We start from the raw sequence: 16,263 nt of genomic DNA on the forward strand, positions 1-16,263 counted from the left end.
CCGTGTCAGACGTCCGGAGCCGTGAGCAGCGGCCATGCGGCCGCCGGGAAGTTGCTCGCGGTCGCTCCCCGCGCATAGATCCGAAGCACCGCTGCCTGCTCGTCCGGCTGAACAAGCAAGTCACCATACATCGCCGTATTTGCGAATTCTGGCAGGTCATCATATGTCCCGAGCACCTCGTTGCCCGATGGCCGCTTGCGGTAGAGCACGTACCTCGCGTCGTCGCCTTGGACTACCTCACACGTCGAACCAACGAGCTGCGCAGGCCAGCGCAGTCGTTGGTCGGCTCGTTCACGGTCGGCCAGGATCGAGTCGCTCTTGGCGTCCACCGGCAGCTCCCCAGGCCCGATCAGCAGTCGCCGACGATCGCCCTGCAGTGCGGCAACCGCTCCGCCTTCCCTGAGGAGCGTCACGATCGGCTGGTCCGATAGGCGGGTGACCGCGCCCTCGGAGAGCGACCAACGGGTGAGACCGTCGCTGGCTCCGACATAGACATCGTCCGAGGTGACCAGCACGCTCATCGCGTTCGGGGCGACGCTGCGATGGACCAGCCGTGGGCTGACGGGATGGGCGAGGTCGAAACCGAAGACCTCACCGTTGGCCACTACTGCGAGGACAGGCCGCCCGTCGCTCCACCCGAGGTCCATCGCAGTGACATTGCTGAATCCGGGGAGCTCCGCTTGTTCGATCAGCGACACCTGGTTCGTCAGGTAGCTCAGCTGAGGCATGTCTTGGGGGAGCTCGCCGTCTGCGGCTGTGTGGCCTCTCACAGCGACTCGCTGAAGTGCTACATCACCGGCCCCGGAGAGTAGCCGAATTTCGGCAAGGCCCCGCTGGTCGGCGGTGAAGGCAAGGTGCTTGTCCTCGGCCTCCACTGCGAGGACTTCACCGGGCTCGAGGCCGTGCACCTGGATCGCCCAGAACCGGCGTTCACGAGCCACTAGCTCGTCGGGTGGCGGGTCGGGCAGCCAGCGCGGGTTCAGCCGGCCGAATTTCCGGGTGAAGTCGTCGAGCCGCACATAGCAGTCGCTGATCCTTCCCAGCATCTCCCGCTTCAGCCCCTGTGTCGTCTCTTCGGTGAGTTGCGGAACTTGGCCGAGATCGATCACTTTGGTGCCGCCGCTGGTGACCACCCGAACACTGAGCTTGTAGGGATGCCGGTAGTACTCCGGCGTCGGAGCCGCCACTATGAGGACACTGAGCGTTGTGCCGAAGCGGCGTATCTGGATACCTGAGTCAGGAAAGACGCCCAGCGGATCGGCCGAAACCCTCGTTATCGCGGAGAGCTCCAGAGGCGGATCACCCGGCTCCGCGTCCTGAACGACCGAGACGGTCGCGACCGGTGCGGCCAGATCCGCCATGTGGTCGGCCAGGATCATCACCAACGCGCCAGACACGCCGCAGTCTGTCGAGGGTCCACTCCAGCCGAACGGTTCGCCCGTGATGAAGGCCCGAGTGCCCAGCGCGGAAGGTATGCCGTTCAGACGCCCGGCGAGGAACAGCCCATCCGCGTGGCCGCCGACGCGGCTGGGGTTGAGCTGCATCATCCGGGCGCTGCCGTCGGCGTTGACGCCGACCTGAATTTGGGTGTTGAGCGCTGTTGTGCAGGTGACTCGTTTGTCGCTCTGGCTGCAGTTGGGCGCATTTAGGTCAGGCACGTAGTTAGATGCAAAGACGATCGCACCGAAGAATGCGCCAATGCCTCCAACGAAAGCTCCGATGCCCGCGCCAAGAAACCCGCCAATGGCGATGCCTATCGCGTTACCACTGATGAGTCCGATTGTCGCGGCGGCCAAGGAGCAGCCGAGCACCTCAAGATCGTTTAGATCCCAGTCGACATCGCTGTCCGTCTGAAGAGTGTTCGCACCGGGCACGGAAAAGCGAACGACTGCCGACAGGTCGGCGTCTATGTTCCCGAGACCGATGCAAGCATTTATGAGCTCGCACTGCCAACTGGCATTAACGCGAGCCTCGCCGGACTCTGGAGCCCAGGCCGCGCCGATACCACCTTGTAGACGAATCTCACTCGCGTGGGCCTGCATTGCCGACTCGATGCTCCGAACAACCAAGCTTTCGGCGACCGGCTTGGACAGCACGACCGCCCAGTCATTGGGAGAACCACCAGAACTGGCCAACGTGTCGGGGAAATCACCTGCGTGGAAACGGTGCCACTCGTTGAACGCCGACAGCCCCGCCGGGACACCGATTTGCTGTCGGATGGCAATACGTGAGCCATCGCTGGCTGCCGCGACACCAACGTTGACGATCCGTGTCCCACTGCTTGCCAGCGGATTGGGGAGCTGCGAGGTGATCGACGCATTCCGCAGCGCGAACCGGACCACTCGATGAAGACCTGCTCTAAAGTCGTCCGCCAGGGTGCCGACCGGCTCGAAGTCTGTAACCGTCAGATCGAACATGGCGCTGTTTTCGTTGGGCCAAGCCTTCAACGAAACGATGGCGTCACCTTCGTAATCTCCTGCGTCTTCAAACGTCTTGGAGCTACCATTGTTCACGACCCGGCTGAGCGAAATCTTGATGCGCTGCAGCACCTCGACATACCTCGCTTGGATGGTTTCAGGCGGTGCGGCGCCGACCCATGTCTCCGACTCATACGTCCAGGAATAAGTTTTCTTCGTTCGCAGAGTGCTGTTCAGAAGCACATTAACCGACTCTATCTGGTACTCCGAACCTCCAGCGAAGAAGTTTTCTCCGACCGCTCGAGGCGCGCGACTCAAGGTCGAGCGGACCAAACTCAGGTACGTCTGAGCTCTGAACTCAATTTGCACGAACGGAAATACCGCCATCCGACCCACCGCCAACGACTTTACTGAAGTCATCATCCGCTGGAGAAATGTCCGCCTCTCGCCACCCTACGTCGTTATGTGCGCCTCTGCATGCCGACCCGGCCGTGATCACCGGCTACAAGGCCGCCCGCAACCGACCCCTGGCAGTCGGCCGCCCGGCGGTGGGCCGGGCGGCCGACTGAGTGATCGTGTTGCTGGAGCGTCGTGAAGCGCGGGCCCGGGAGGAGCTGAATGCCTGGCAGAAGCTGCTGCGCGAGGCCCAGGAACAGGTGACTGCTCACCAGGAACGGTTGGAGAGCGGGCGGATCGGCCGGGAGGAGGTCCTGCGGAGGAGGCCGAGGCCGCCATGGCGCAACCCTCGGCTTTCCCGCCGCCCGCGACTCGTGCGCTCACGATGGTGGCTGTACCGGAAGTGCCGCAGCCGCCGGTGGCGGGGGCGTCTATCGAGGCGGGCATCCTGGCCTGTGCCCTCGTGGCCACCGGCGGCGCCGGGCAGGGCGGGTGCCTGCGCGCTCCGGACATCCGGCTGCCGGCCGACTTGCTCACCCAGGCCGGCATCCCGGTCACCACCGCTTCCCGACGCGCTCACCGTGCACCCAGCCGGTCAGCTGACCGACCACCCGGTGCGGGCGATCGCGTCCCTCGTGCCGAACGGCCTGGACGCCGACTTCGAACCCGAGCTGATGGCCCTCGCGTTGGGCCTGCCGGGCACCCACTTGTTCGGCGACTCGATCAACCCGGCCGCCACGGCAACCTGCTGCCGCAGATGGCCCGGCTCGGGGCTCGGATCGTCGAGCACTTACCGCCAATGCCACCTGAGCGGTCCCCAACGGCTCACCGGCGCGACGGTGGAGGCCACCGACATCCGCACCGGCTCCGTTGATCCACCGGGCGTCATGACGTGGGCTGTTGGGGGGCGAGGAGCGCCGGTGCGAGTTCACGCCAGCCGCTGCGGGCGAACGTACGGCGCGAGCCGGCGGCGACCTGCACGGCGATGTGGTCGGCGCCGGCCTTGCGCCGCTCGTCCAGCCCGGCGGCTACGTCCTCCGGACCGCCCCAGAGGAAGAGGGCGTCGATGAGGCGGTCGCTGCCTCCGTCCGCCAGGTCGTCCTCGGTGAAGCCCGAACGCAGCCAGGCGGAGCGGTAGTTGGCCATGGGAAGGTACGGAGCGAGTACGGCGCGCGCCGCGGCGCGGGCCGGGCCGGGGTCGGTGTGCAGGATGACGGCTTGCGCCAGGGCGAGTAACGGCCCTCGCCCCAGGAGTTCCCTGGTCCTGACGACGTGGTCGACGGCGACCAGGTACGGGTGGACCCCAAGGCTTTTGCGGGCCGCCAGCCGGGTCATCCGGGGTCCGTGCGCTCCGACCAGCCGTGCGGAGGCCGGAATCGCGGCGGCCGGCGAGTCCAGAGCGTCGAGGTAGCTGTCCATCGCGGTGTAGGGGCGCCGGTAGGTGCCGACCAGTTCACCGTGGCTGACGCCGATGCCGACCGCCAGCCGCTGCCGTTGGTCCACCGGCAACGCGCGGTAGGCGCCGGCCAGTCGGCCCGCGGGCTGGCCCCAGATGGAGACGACGCCGGTGGCCACGGTGACCCGACGCGTCGCCTCCAGCACGTGAGCCGCTCTGCGCAGGTCGCCCCGCGGATTGCCGCCGGGATCACCGCCGAGCCACAGTGTTCCGTACCCGAGTTCCTCGGCTTCCGCGGCGGCGTCCGCGGCCTCACCGGGGTCGCCGTGGGTGAAGGCCAGGCTCCAGATCCCGAACGTCCCCAGCTCCATGGGGCCCCTCCCTCGCTCCGATGCGGTCCTTCGTATCCGATCGGACTGCACCACCGCCAGAGCACCCGGCGACGGGCGGAAGCCCGGACGCCTTCCGGCGGACATCCTGTTAGCCCGGCGTAGTCAGCCGACGATGCGCCCACATAGCCGACTGGCGTCTGCTACCGGGCAGTTCACGCGGCCACGTCCGTGGCCGCCGCACAACGTGACCGACGATCGGCGAACTCCCGTGAAACCGCAAGGATTCACCGCTCCTCGGCCCCTTCCCGCCGGACGAGTACTTCAGGGCTGGGACGACGCGTGACGACGCTCGCCAGCCCCTGCGGCGTCGAGGTGGATGTCCGCAGGGACTACAACACCGTTCACACGCTCCTGGATTGGACGGACGAGCCCGACCGGCCTTCGGCGGGGCTGCGTTGGGCGGGATGTGGCCGCGTCCGCGGGCTGCCGACGGCCGGCCGTCGGCAGCCCGCGGACGATTCTTCACCGGATGCGTTGCGTGGGTGCGCAGGCCGCCACCTGCGCCGAACGCCCTCGGCGTCGAGGACGAACGGGACACCCGTACCGGCCCCGCCCGCGCCGGTTCAGACCGCGACCGTCCCCGCCGCGTCCCTCACCCCCCGCGCGGGATCTTCCGCAAGGTCGGACGCGTGGTCCGCGGCCCACCGGGCCAGGGTGCGGCCCGGCCTGCCGAGGACCCGCTGGACGTCGGGCCGGACCTCGGGGGGCTCCTCCGCGTACTCGGCCTGGTAGCCCAGCAGGTATTCGGCGATGTCCCAGGACATCCCGGCCGCGATGTACGCCGCGCGGGCGCGGCCGTACGTCACCTTCTCGAAGCGCAGCGGCCGGCCCAGACCCCGGGCGATCGCCGCGGCCTGTTCCCTCTGGGTGAGCCGTTCAGGGCCGCTCAGTGAGTAGGCGTGTCCGGCGTGGCCGTCCGAGAGGAGGGCGGCGGCGGCCACTTCGGCGATGTCGGCCTCGTGGACGGGGACGCCGAGCGCGTCGGGGAAGGCGCTGCGCACCGTGTTCTCGGCGCGGATCGAGGGGCCCCACATGTCCAGCTTGTTGCCGGCGAACTCGCCCGGCCGGATGTGGGTCCACGCCAGGCCGGATGCCTCGATGACCTCCTCGACGTCGCGCAGCATCTCGTGACTGCCCGGCCGCCGTACGGTGACGGCGAGTCCGGACAGGTCGACGACGCGCCCGACGCCCGCGTCGGCGGCGAGTTCCATGAAGGTGCGGGCCTGCCGTACCGCATCGTCCGGGTCGAGTATCCCGGACATGTAGTAGACGGCGTGCGCCCCCTCAAGTGCCGCCGTGACGCCCGTGAGTCGGGTGAGGCTGCCCGTCATCACCTCGACGGCGCCGGGCAGTCGGGCCGCTTGCGGATTCCTGGTCAGGGCCCGCACCCGTTGGCCGGCCGCGAGCAGCCGGTCGACCAGGACGCGGCCGACCGTTCCCGTCGCGCCCGTTACAAGAATGGTCATGGGTTCTCCTTCTTGGCCGGTGCCGAACTCGTCGGTGGGCGGCCGACGATAAGCCCACCCGGCTCCCGCCCGCATATGAGCCCACGTCTCGTTTGGCGGGTCGTTGGGCGGAGCGGCGGAGCCCGTGGCGGGGTGCGTACGATCACGCGCATGGAGGCACTCGCTCAGCGCCTGGTCCCGGACGAGATGTGGGAGGCGGTTCGCCCGCTGCTGCCGGACGTGCCGCCGCGGCCGCAGGGCGGCGGGAGGGCCGCGGCGGACGCGCGCAGGGTCATGGTGGCGGTCGTCTACGTGGTCACCAGCGGGTGTGCGTGGCAGCACCTGCCCTCCTCGTTCGGGGTGAGCGTGCCGACGGCCCACCGCTGGTTCACCCGGTGGAGCGGCGCGGACCTGTGGCGGAGGCTGAGCGAGACGACATCCGGCATCCCGGCGCTCGCCGCCTGGACCAAGGTGATCCACGAGTGCGCGGCCCGCCGCGTCCACCCCTGAAAATCACCAAACGAGACATGGCGCCGCTCCCGGCGAGGCGTCGCCCCGGGAACCGGTGCGCGAGACTGGAAGGGAGGAGACGACTGCCGTTCCGGCCCGCCGCCCGGGCCCGTGTCGTGGGCGCGTACGTCTCGGCGCGGCGCGGCGGCCGGGGGACGGTCGCGGAGACCGATGACGTGACGGGCCCGGTGGGCGTGGGGGCCACGCCGGCCCGCCCGACGCGGACGAGGGAGGAACCGCACCATGGCAGGAGCACTGTCGCCACGGCATCGTTCGCTCTTCCCCGATCTGAGGGAGTGGCTGGAGGGAGGCGTCCCCGGGTTCCCCGCCGTCTGGGCGGCGGCCGCGGGTGCGCACCCGATCCCCATCGAGATCTCCGAGGAGGGCGGGCAGTACGTGCTGAGGGCGGAGATGCCGGGGCTGGACCCGGAGAAGGACATCGAGATCTCCGCCGAGGGCGAGACCCTCACCGTCAAGGCCGAGCACACCGAATGCCGGGAGGACAAGCGGCACTCGGAGTTCCGCTACGGCTCGTTCGAGCGGTCCGTACGGCTGCCGGCGCCGATACCCGAGGAGGGTGTCACGGCCGACTACCGGGACGGCATCCTCACGGTGCGGGTGCCGCAGCCGGAGAAGAAGGAATCCGGCCCGCGCACCATCGCGGTGCGGCGGACGGGGTGAGGTGCCGCCGGGGCTGATGTGCGGGGACGGGCCTGGGGCCCGGCCCGGTGGCCGCCCCGCCGGGCCGGGAGGGCCCGAGGGCCCGGAGCCGTCCTCGGGCCGCTGGCCTCACCACGATCGCGACGGCCCGCCAGCGGTCCGTGCCCGGTCGCGCGCTGCACCCGCCCCTCCCCCGCCGCATCACCCGCCGGACGACGCGTCCTCCTCCGCCCGCCCCGCCGCCACGACCGCGCCCAGCAGGGCGTCCACCTCGGCCGGGGTGGTGTGCGGGTTGAGCAGGGTGAGCTTGAGCCGTACGCGGCCGGGACCGTCCCCGGGCAGCTCCGTGCGGCCGACCACGGCGCGGCCCTCCGCCAGCAGGCGCCGCCGCAGCGCCGCGTTGATCCGGTCGGTCTCCTCGGGGCCGGCGCCGGCCGGGCGGTAGCGGAAGACCATGGTGGTGAGCACGGGGGCGGTGTGCGGTTCGAGCTGTGGATGGTCCCCGGCGGTGGCGTACGCGTGGCGGGCCAGGTCGTGGCAGGCGTCGACGAGGCGGCCCAGGCCGGGTCTGCCGAGCGCCCGCAGGGTCGCCAGGATCTTGAAGGCGTCGGGGCGGCGGGTGGTGCGCAAGGACAGGCCGAGCAGGCTGGGGTAGCCCGCCTCCTCGTCGTCGGCGGGGTTGAGGTAGACGGCCCGCCGGGCGAGTGGCGCGTAGGTCTCGGCCCGGCGGACGAGGAAGACGCCGGCGGGGGCCGGCTGCCAGCCGAGCTTGTGCCAGTCCAGGGAGACGGAGTCGGCCCGTTCGAGGCCGTCGAGCAGGGGTGCCAGGCGGTCCGAGAGCAGGGCACCGCCGCCATAGGCGGCGTCCACGTGCAGCCACGCGCCGTACTCGGCGGCGAGGCCGGCGATGCGCGGCAGCGGGTCGATGCCGCCGGTGTCGGTCGTGCCCGCCGTCGCGACGATCGCGACGGGCGTGCCGCCCTCGGCGACCGTCTGCTTGAGCCGCCGCTCCAGCGCCTCGGCGTCCATCCGCAGGTCGTCGTCCACGGGGACGGAGGTCACCGCCCTCTCGCCGAGGCCGAGCACGGCGGCGGCGCGCTGTACGGAGAAGTGCGCGGCGGACGACGCGAACAGACGGGGCGTCAGTTCGGCCGGCACTCCGTCGAGTTCGACCGCTCTTCCGCTCTCACGTCTTCCGCTCTCACGGCCGAGGATCTGGTCGCGGGCGAGCATCAGCCCCATGAGGTTGGACTCGGTCCCCCCGGAGGTGATCACCCCGGCCGCCCGGGCGGGGTCGTAGCCGACGAGCGCGGCCAGCTCCCGGACGAGGGCGGTCTCCAGCTCGGTGGCGGCGGGTGCCTGGTCCCAGGAGTCCTGGGAGGGGTTGAGGGCGCTGACCGCCAGGTCGGCGGCGACGGCCACGGCGAGCGGCGGGCAGTGCAGGTGGGCGGCGCAGGCCGGGTCGGCGGGGTCGGCGCTGCCCTCGGCGAGCAGGGCGGTGAGGCGCCCGAGCACGCCTGTTCCGGCGGCCGGTCCTGTGTCCGTCCTGGCGGCCGAACCTGCGTACGAGCCTGCGCCCGTCCCGACGTCCGGCCCAGCATCCGATCCTGCGTACCAGCCTGCGCCCGTCCCGACGTCCGATCCTGCATCCGGCCCCGCGTCGGGATGCGCTCCGGGCTGCGCGCCCGCCGTGAGGGCGTCGGCCACCAGCGCGGCCACCCTGCCCGGCCCGCCGGCCGGCAGTGGGCCGCCGCGCCGCGCCGCGCCCTCGGCGAGGCCGTCGAGGACGGCGTCGAGCAGCGGGCGCAGGGCGTCCGGCCCGCCGGCGCCGCCGGAGAGGGCCGGTGTCGCGGCGGCCGGGTGTGCGGCGGGGGCCGGCGTTCCCGGGGCGGGGTCGTCGGCGGCCGGTGCCGCGGCGCCGGAACCGGCGAGGGCCGGCACCCCGGCGCCCGAACCACCGGCCCAGCCGGCGCCCGAACCGGTACCGGAACCGCCGGCCGAACCGATACCCGACCCGGCAGCCGGCACCGAAGCCCCAGGGCCGGCGGCTATGCCGCCCCGGTCGTGCGCGGTCACGGGCGGCCGCCCTCGGGCGTCGCCGCGGCGGCCTCCGCGATCGCGTCCGTGACGCGGTCGAGGACGGTCTCGGCCTGCTCGTCGGTGATGGTCAGCGGAGGCAGCAGGCGGAGCACCGCGTCGTGGCGGCCGCCGAGTTCGACGATGAGGCCGCGGGCGAGGCAGCCCTCGCGGACGCGGGCGGCGAGGGCGGGGTCGGCGGGGTGGGCGCCGCCGGCGTCGGGGGCGGCGGCGGGGTCGACGAGTTCGACGCCGATCATCAGGCCCCGGCCGCGGACGTCGCCGATGACCGGCAGCGCGCCGCGCAGGGCATCGAGCCGGGCGGTCATCCGGGCGCCGACGAGTGCGGCGCGCGCGGCCAGTCCGGCGTCCGCGACGTGCCGCAGGGTCGCCGCGCCGGCGGCCATGGCGAGGGTGTTGCCCCGGAAGGTGCCGGTGTGCGCGCCGGGCCGCCAGCCGTCGTAGTCCTCGTGGTAGAGGACGACGGCCAGGGGCAGGCTGCCGCCGATCGCCTTGGAGGCGACGATGACGTCGGGGACGATGCCGCTGTGCTCGACGGCCCACATCGTGCCGGTGCGTCCGGCGCCGGTCTGGACCTCGTCGACGATGAGGGGGATGCCGCGTTCGGCGGTGATGCGCCGCATGGCGCGCAGCCAGGCGTCCGGGGCGGGGATGACGCCGCCCTCGCCCTGGACGGCTTCGAGGATCATGGCGGCGGGGGGCAGGACGCCGCCGGAGGGGTCGTCGAGCAGCCGCTCGACGTAGGCGGCGGAGAGTTCGGCCCCGCGGTCGCCGCCGACGCCGAAGGGGCAGCGGTAGGCGTACGGGTAGGGCAGGCGGGTCACCTCGCCGGCGCTGGGGAGCGGCTGCTTGACGGCGACGCTGCCGGTCGCGGCGAGGGCTCCGGCGGTCATGCCGTGGTAGGCGCCGGTGAAGGCGAGCACCCCGCGCCGGCCGGTGGCGGTCTGGGTGAGCTTGAGGGCGGCCTCGACGGCGTCCGTGCCGGCGGGCCCGCAGAAGTGCACCTTGGCGTGGTCGGCGAAGGCCGGCGGGAGGCTCGCGAAGAGGGCGTCGGTGAAGTCGTCCTTCTCCCGCGTGGCGAGGTCGAGGACGTGGAGCGGGGCCCCGCTGTCGAGGGTGCGCCGGACGGCGTCGAGCACGACGGGGTGGTTGTGGCCGAGGGCGAGGGTTCCCGCGCCGGAGAGGCAGTCGAGGTAGCGGCGGCCGTCGGCGCCCTCCACGGTCATGCCGTCGGCGCGGACGGGCACGATCGGGAAGGAGCGGGCGTACGTCCGCGCGGCGGACTCTCGGGCGTTCTGGCGGTGCAGGACGGCGTCGCGGGTGTCGGGGGAGACGCCGGTGGCGAGGGTCATCGCGGTAACTCCTGGGAATCCGGGCAGGGGTGGGCGCCCGTGGTGCCGAGGGGAGGGGGAAGGGGCGAGGGGGTCTACGGCCGGCCGAGCGGCTGCCGGGCCCGGGCGGCGAGGTGGTGCGGGGGCTCGATGCCCTCGGGCAGCGCGGGGTCGGGTTCGAGGGCGCCCCAGTGCTGGTGGAGCGGCAGGGTGCCGGCCCAGAGGCCGAGAGCGGCGTCCGGGCCGTCGCCGTCGTCCGGCGGCCCGGTGCGGATCTTCACCGACGCCTCGGTCAGCTCCAGCGCGAGCAGCGCCGTGGCGGCGAGCTCCTTGCGGCTGGGCCCGCGCACGTAGTCCCACTGGCCGGGGGTGACGTGCTCGGTGAGACAGCGCAGGCCGGCGAGCTTCTCCTCGGGGTCGGTGACGAGCCGCGGGACGCCGTAGACCATGGCGCTGCGGTAGTTGATCCCGTGCTCGAAGACCGAGCGGGCCAGCACGAGTCCGTCGACGTGGGTGACGGTGAGGCAGACGGCGGCCCGCGGCGAGGCGGCCAGGCTGCGGCTGGCGACCGAGCCGTGGAAGTAGAGGGTGTCGGCCGTCGCACCGTAGACGGTCGGCACCACCATGGGGGTGCCGTCGACGACCACGCCGAGGTGGCACAGGAAGCCGTCGCGCAGCACGGCGTCGAGATCGGCCCGGCGGTCGCTGCCCTGCTCCCGCAGGCGGCGGTGCCGGGTGCGTTCGGTCGGGGAAAGGACGTCGGGCGGCACATGCTGCGCCTGCTCGGTCATATCGCGGCTTTCTCATCGGTGCGACCCGAACGGGCCGTTCGAAGACGAGCGCCAGACTGCCCGCAGGAAGGCCGGTTTGGCAAGGGATCCCCGGGCTCCCGGACCGGCGGGCCAATATTCGATCAAGTCACCGGAGAACGCTTGCCATTGGCCCCCGACTACGCAAAGGTGTTCGAGCGATACCGCCGCTTGGCGCCTCGACGACGGAAGTACGGGGATGACGGACAACCATTCCGCGGCCGAGCCGCTCGACCTTGTTGGCGTGGGCATAGGCCCGTTCAACCTCTCGCTGGCGGCGCTGGCCGACGGAGTCCCCGGCCTGCGCACCGCGTTCCTGGAGCGGAGCCCCGAATTCCGGTGGCATCCGGGGCTGCTGATCGACGGGACCACGCTCCAGGTGCCCTTCCTGGCCGACCTGGTGAGCCTGGTGGACCCCACCAGCCCGTGGTCGTTCCTCGCCTACCTCAGGGCCACCGGGCGGCTCTTCCCGTTCTACTTCGCCGAGCGGTTCCACATCGACCGGGCCGAGTACGACGCCTACTGCCGCTGGGCCGCCGAGGCCCTGCCCCACTGCCGCTTCGGCCACCAGGTGGACGCGGTGTCCTGGGACGAGGAGCACGGCGCGTTCGCCGTCGACCACACCGTCGAGAGCGCCGACGGGGAAGTCGTCTCCGCCGGGCGGCAGTTCGCCCGCAACCTCGCCCTCGGCATCGGCACCGAACCCACCGTCCCCCCGGTCTTCCGCCCCCTGACCGGCGACCCGTCGGTCACCGTCGTGCACTCCGCCGACTACCTGACGCATCGCCAGGAACTGCTGGGAAAGCGGCACATCACCGTCGTCGGCTCCGGGCAGTCCGGCGCCGAGGTCTTCCTCGACCTGCTGCGCGCCCGGCCCGCCGGCGCCGAGGGCCTCCAGTGGGTCAGCCGCTCCCCCGCCTTCGCGCCCATGGAGTACTCCAAGCTGGGCCTGGAGCAGTTCACCCCCGACTACACCCGCTTCTTCCACCGCCTCCCCGAGCGGACGAGGGACGAACTGCTCCCCCGGCAGTGGCAGTTGTACAAGGGCATCAGCGCCGACACCATCTCCGACATCCACGGCGAGCTCTACCGCCGCACCGTCGGCGGCGACTGGCCCGCGGCCGTGCTGCGCCCCGCCACGGACGTCGTGGCCGCCCGCCGCCGGGAGGGCCGCGTCGAGCTGGAGCTGGAGCACACCCAGGAGGGGGGCCGGACGACGCTGGCCACCGACGCCGTCGTCCTCGCCACCGGCTACGCCGAGCGCCCCGCCGACGCCCTCCTGCGCGGCCTCGCCCCCTTCCTGGTCCGGGACTCCTCCGGCCGGCCGGTGGTCGACGCCGACCAGCGGCTCGTCCTCGAAGGCCCGGTCCGCGGCTCGGTGTTCGTCCAGAACGCCGAGCGCCACACCCACGGCGTCGGCGCTCCCGACCTCGGGCTCGCGGCCTGGCGCTCGGCCGTCATCCTCAACGCGCTGACCGGCCGGGAGGTCCACCGGCTGCCCGCCCGCACGGCCTTCACCACCTTCGGGATCCCCGTGGACCCCGGGCCGTCCGCCGACGGCCCGGCCGGCCGGGCGGCCGGATCCACCGCGCGAGCCACCTGACGACCTACCGAGGAGACAGCCATGCTGATCAGGAAGACGGGCGACGACCAGCTCGTCGACGCCTACGGCATCCGTTACCAGCAGATCTACCCGCACGGCGGCGAGGAGCTGGCGCCCTGGGGCGTCGGCCGCGCCGTCGTCGAACCCGGCGGGGCCACCGAGCCGCACAGCCACGACGACCACGAGATGTTCGTGTTCCTCTCCGGGCGCGGCGTGCTGACCGTCGACGGCGAGGAGTGCGAGGTCGGCCCCGAGGTCACCGCCCTCATGCCGGGCGGCAGCGTGCACCACGTCCGCAACAGCAGCGACACCGAGCGGCTGGTCTTCCTCTCGGTGTACTGGCCCGTCCCGCACGGGCCGATCGACCTCTGACCCCACCCGCACGCCGCCCCCAGCGCGCCTCCGACCGGAGCCCCCATGCCCTCCACCTTCACCCTGGTCACCGCGGCCCCGCCCACGCCCAACGGCGATCTCCACCTCGGCCATCTGTCGGGCCCGTACTCGGGCGCGGACACCGCCGTCCGCGCCCGGCGGCTGCTCGGCGGCGAGGGCCTGTTCGTCACCGGCTCCGACCTCCACCAGAGCTATGTGCCGGTGAAGGCCCGGCGGGACGGCACCGACTCGCTGGAGATGGCGGAGGGCTTCGCCGACGAGATCGCCCGCATCTTCGCCTCGGCCGGCTTCGCCCCCGACGCCTACGTCCGGCCCTGGCGCTCGGACCTGCACACCACCCTCGTCCGCGAGTTCTTCACCCGTCTCCACGACCGGGGCGCGCTGCGCGTCCGCACGGAGAAGGCCCTGTTCTGCGCCGGCTGCGACCGCTACCTCTTCGAGGCGCACCTCACCGGCAAGTGCCCGCACTGCGGCGCCGGCAGCGACGGCAACTCCTGCGAGAACTGCGCCCTGCCCAACGAGGTCACCGACCTGGTCGCCCCCGTGTGCAACGCGTGCGGCGGCCGGCCGGAGGAACGCCCCGTGGAGCGGCTGGTGTTCCCGCTCGGCGAGTACGCCGACCGGCTGCGCGCCTTCCACGCGGCCACCGCCATGAGCCCCCAACTGGAGGCGCTGTGCGCGGACATGATCGAGCGGGGGCTCCCGGACATCCCGGTGGGTCACCCCACCGACTGGGGCCTGCCGATGCCCGTCCCCGGCTTCGAGGGCCACCGCGTCTACGTGTGGGCCGAGATGATGCCGGGCTACTTCGCGGAGCTGGCCGAGGGCCTGCGCGCCACGGGCCGCGACCCCGACGAGTGGCGGACGGTCTGGAACGACCCCCGCACCGAGATCGTCCAGTTCTTCGGCTTCGACAACGGCTACTTCCACGCCCTGCTGCAGCCCGCCCTGCTCATGGCGTACGACCCGGACTTCCGGCTGCCGACGGCGCTGGTGACCAACGAGTTCTACCAGCTGGGCGCCTCCAAGTTCTCCACCAGCAGGCGCCATGCCATCTGGGCCGGCGACCTGCTGGCCGCCGTCCCGGCGAGCACCGCCCGCTTCGTCCTCGCCCACGACCGGCCCGAGAACGAGCGGACGTCCTTCTCCTGGGACCGCTTCCACGAGCTGGCCGACGAAGAGCTGGCCGGGCGCTGGCAGTCCTGGCTCACCGGCCTGTTCGCCCGGCTGGAGACGCAGGCCGGCGGCACGGTGCCGGACGGCACGCCGCTGCCCTCCCAGGAGCGGTTCCTGCGCCTGCTGGAGGGCATCGCCGAGGAGTGCCTGGCGGCCTACTCCCCCGCCGCCTTCTCCCCCCGGCGCGCCACCCGTCTGCTGTGCGAACTCGTCACCTGCGCGCGGGACTTCGCCGCCGCCCAGGCCCGCACCCGGGACTCGGGGCGGACGGCGGCCGCGCTCGCCGCCGAGGCCGCCGCCGCGCGTCTCCTCGCCCAGCTCTCCTACCCCGTCATGCCCGAGTTCGCCGAACGGCTGTGGACCGCGCTCGGCGAGACGGGCACCCCGCTGTGGGACGGTGTGCGGCCGCCCGCCGCCGGACGGCGCGTCGCCACCGCGGCCCGCTTCTTCGAGCCCCTGCCCGCCGACCTCGAAGAGCGGGTCATGACCTCATGACCGGGCGCCGGTACGGCGGGGGCCCGGTGACCGCGCCGTGAGCGGAACGGCCCTGGTGGTCGGGGCGGGCGTCTTCGGCCTGTCCGTCGCCCGCGAACTCGCCCTGCGCTCCTGGTCGGTACGGGTCGTCGACCCCCGCCCGCCGGGGACGCGGGGCCCCTCGGCCGGGGAGACCCGCATCCTGCGCTGTGCGCACGGAACGGACCCCTGGTACGCGGAGCTGGCCCGCCGGGCCACCGCGCAATGGCGGGCGCTGGAACGGGAGTCGGGACGCCGGCTGCTCCTGCCGACGGGCGTGCTCACCCTGGGCCCGGCCGCCGACGACGGCTGGGAGCGGGCCGCGCACGGGCACTTGACGCGCCTCGGCGTCCCCGCCGAGCTGCTCACGGCCGGAGCGGCCGCCCGCCGCTTCCCCGGCTTCGCCCCGGGCCCCGGATCCCCGGGCGGCACCGCCCTGTTCGAGCCGGAGGCCGGGGTGCTCCTCGCCCGGGAGGCGACGGCCGCCCTCGCCGCGTCCGCCACCGCCCACCGGGCCGAGCTGATCCGGGCCGAGGCCACGGCCCGCGACGGCGGCACGGCCGTCGTCGGGGGCGAGCCCTGGCCCGCGGACCTCACCGTCTGGGCCGTCGGCACCGCGCTGCCCGCCCTGTTCCCCGGGCTGACCACCGTCCGCCCGGTGCGCCAGGACTGCTGGTACGTACGGCCCGGGGGCCCGTGGGCGGCCGACGGCCGTCAGCCGGCCTGGCTGGACCGGGCCCACGGCTGCTACGGCATCCCCGCCGTGGCCTCGCACGGCGTCAAGGTCGTCCCCGACGTGGAGACGCCCCCCGGCGCCCCCGCGGACCCCCGGCCCGGCGAGGCTCCCCCGGCACTGCGCGCCTATCTCCGCGCCCGCCTGCCCGCCCTCGCCGGCGCCCCCGTGACCCACCGCGAGGTGTGCTCGTACGCCCTCGCCGCCGACGAGCACTTCGTCCTGGCCCGCCACCCGGGCCGCCCCGGCGTCTGGCTCGTCGGCGGCGACTCGGGGCACGGCTTCAAACACGGGCCCGCCTGGGGCGCGTTCGTCTGCGACGTCGTCGAGGGCCGGCGCGCCGCCCCGCCGCGCTTCGCCCTGCGCTGACGCCCGTCCACCACCCGACAGCC

The 16,263-nt window shown here is 72.8% G+C and carries 13 protein-coding genes; 6 read left to right on the forward strand and 7 right to left on the reverse strand.

From position 1 onward, the window contains the following. Positions 1-5: 5 nt before the first annotated feature. The 4 genes from AC230_RS19090 to AC230_RS19105 form a co-directional block, all read right to left on the reverse strand. Positions 6-2,660, reverse strand: a complete 2,655-nt coding sequence (locus AC230_RS19090) for a hypothetical protein (RefSeq protein WP_198535563.1) — start codon at positions 2,658-2,660, stop codon at positions 6-8. A 748-nt stretch (positions 2,661-3,408) separates the two neighbouring features. Beyond that, positions 3,409-3,603: a hypothetical protein gene (locus AC230_RS34560; protein ID WP_049717513.1), complete on the reverse strand. Its 195-nt coding sequence runs from the start codon at positions 3,601-3,603 to the stop codon at positions 3,409-3,411. A 95-nt stretch (positions 3,604-3,698) separates the two neighbouring features. Beyond that, positions 3,699-4,580, reverse strand: coding sequence for a TIGR03620 family F420-dependent LLM class oxidoreductase (locus tag AC230_RS19100; protein ID WP_049717514.1), 882 nt, complete (start codon positions 4,578-4,580; stop codon positions 3,699-3,701). Positions 4,581-5,164: 584 nt separating this feature from the next. Further along, positions 5,165-6,067, reverse strand: coding sequence for an SDR family oxidoreductase (locus tag AC230_RS19105; protein WP_049717515.1), 903 nt, complete (start codon positions 6,065-6,067; stop codon positions 5,165-5,167). 150 nt (positions 6,068-6,217) lie between these two features. Between AC230_RS19105 and AC230_RS19110 the strand changes: the two genes are divergently transcribed. Continuing rightward, entirely contained in the window at positions 6,218-6,556 is a 339-nt protein-coding gene (locus AC230_RS19110) for a transposase (RefSeq protein WP_049717564.1), read from the forward strand. 243 nt (positions 6,557-6,799) lie between these two features. Continuing rightward, a complete protein-coding gene (locus AC230_RS19115; protein WP_049717516.1) occupies positions 6,800-7,237 on the forward strand; it encodes an Hsp20/alpha crystallin family protein in 438 nt (145 codons plus the stop codon). A 180-nt stretch (positions 7,238-7,417) separates the two neighbouring features. Here AC230_RS19115 and AC230_RS19120 read toward each other — a convergent pair whose 3' ends face one another. From AC230_RS19120 to AC230_RS19130, 3 genes are all read right to left on the reverse strand, one after another. Further along, positions 7,418-9,292 carry a pyridoxal phosphate-dependent decarboxylase family protein gene (locus AC230_RS19120; protein ID WP_422125606.1) on the reverse strand — a complete coding sequence of 625 codons (1,875 nt, stop codon included), beginning with the start codon at positions 9,290-9,292 and terminating at the stop codon, positions 7,418-7,420. Beyond that, positions 9,289-10,665 carry a diaminobutyrate--2-oxoglutarate transaminase family protein gene (locus tag AC230_RS19125; protein WP_049717517.1) on the reverse strand — a complete coding sequence of 459 codons (1,377 nt, stop codon included), beginning with the start codon at positions 10,663-10,665 and terminating at the stop codon, positions 9,289-9,291. The genes AC230_RS19120 and AC230_RS19125 overlap by 4 nt, the downstream gene beginning before the upstream one ends. Before the next feature lie 74 nt (positions 10,666-10,739). Then, positions 10,740-11,435 (reverse strand): pyridoxamine 5'-phosphate oxidase family protein, encoded by a 696-nt coding sequence (locus AC230_RS19130; RefSeq protein ID WP_049717518.1) that lies wholly within the window; start codon positions 11,433-11,435, stop codon positions 10,740-10,742. A 217-nt stretch (positions 11,436-11,652) separates the two neighbouring features. Between AC230_RS19130 and AC230_RS19135 the strand changes: the two genes are divergently transcribed. Genes AC230_RS19135 through AC230_RS19150 form a run of 4 tightly spaced genes read left to right on the forward strand, consistent with a single transcriptional unit; the run spans position 11,653 to position 16,240 of the window. Next, entirely contained in the window at positions 11,653-13,056 is a 1,404-nt protein-coding gene (locus tag AC230_RS19135) for a lysine N(6)-hydroxylase/L-ornithine N(5)-oxygenase family protein (protein WP_078871387.1), read from the forward strand. A gap of 21 nt (positions 13,057-13,077) precedes the next feature. After that, entirely contained in the window at positions 13,078-13,428 is a 351-nt protein-coding gene (locus AC230_RS19140; RefSeq protein ID WP_049717519.1) for a cupin domain-containing protein, read from the forward strand. A 45-nt stretch (positions 13,429-13,473) separates the two neighbouring features. Further along, a complete protein-coding gene (locus AC230_RS19145; protein ID WP_049717520.1) occupies positions 13,474-15,120 on the forward strand; it encodes a methionine--tRNA ligase in 1,647 nt (548 codons plus the stop codon). 37 nt (positions 15,121-15,157) lie between these two features. After that, complete coding sequence (locus AC230_RS19150; RefSeq protein ID WP_078871388.1) at positions 15,158-16,240, forward strand: FAD-dependent oxidoreductase; 1,083 nt, start codon at positions 15,158-15,160, stop codon at positions 16,238-16,240. Positions 16,241-16,263 lie beyond the last annotated feature (23 nt).

It is taken from the genome of Streptomyces caatingaensis (assembly GCF_001187435.1).
GTDB classification, from domain to species: domain Bacteria; phylum Actinomycetota; class Actinomycetes; order Streptomycetales; family Streptomycetaceae; genus Streptomyces; species Streptomyces caatingaensis.

Coding starts and splice junctions, on each gene's coding strand:
- AC230_RS19100 (WP_049717514.1), bottom strand. CDS start 4,580: ATGGAGCTGGGGACGTTCGGGATCTGGAGCCTGGCCTTCACCCACGGC.
- AC230_RS19105 (WP_049717515.1), bottom strand. CDS start 6,067: ATGACCATTCTTGTAACGGGCGCGACGGGAACGGTCGGCCGCGTCCTG.
- AC230_RS19110 (WP_049717564.1), top strand. CDS start 6,218: ATGGAGGCACTCGCTCAGCGCCTGGTCCCGGACGAGATGTGGGAGGCG.
- AC230_RS19115 (WP_049717516.1), top strand. CDS start 6,800: ATGGCAGGAGCACTGTCGCCACGGCATCGTTCGCTCTTCCCCGATCTG.
- AC230_RS19125 (WP_049717517.1), bottom strand. CDS start 10,665: ATGACCCTCGCCACCGGCGTCTCCCCCGACACCCGCGACGCCGTCCTG.
- AC230_RS19130 (WP_049717518.1), bottom strand. CDS start 11,435: ATGACCGAGCAGGCGCAGCATGTGCCGCCCGACGTCCTTTCCCCGACC.
- AC230_RS19135 (WP_078871387.1), top strand. CDS start 11,653: ATGACGGACAACCATTCCGCGGCCGAGCCGCTCGACCTTGTTGGCGTG.
- AC230_RS19140 (WP_049717519.1), top strand. CDS start 13,078: ATGCTGATCAGGAAGACGGGCGACGACCAGCTCGTCGACGCCTACGGC.
- AC230_RS19145 (WP_049717520.1), top strand. CDS start 13,474: ATGCCCTCCACCTTCACCCTGGTCACCGCGGCCCCGCCCACGCCCAAC.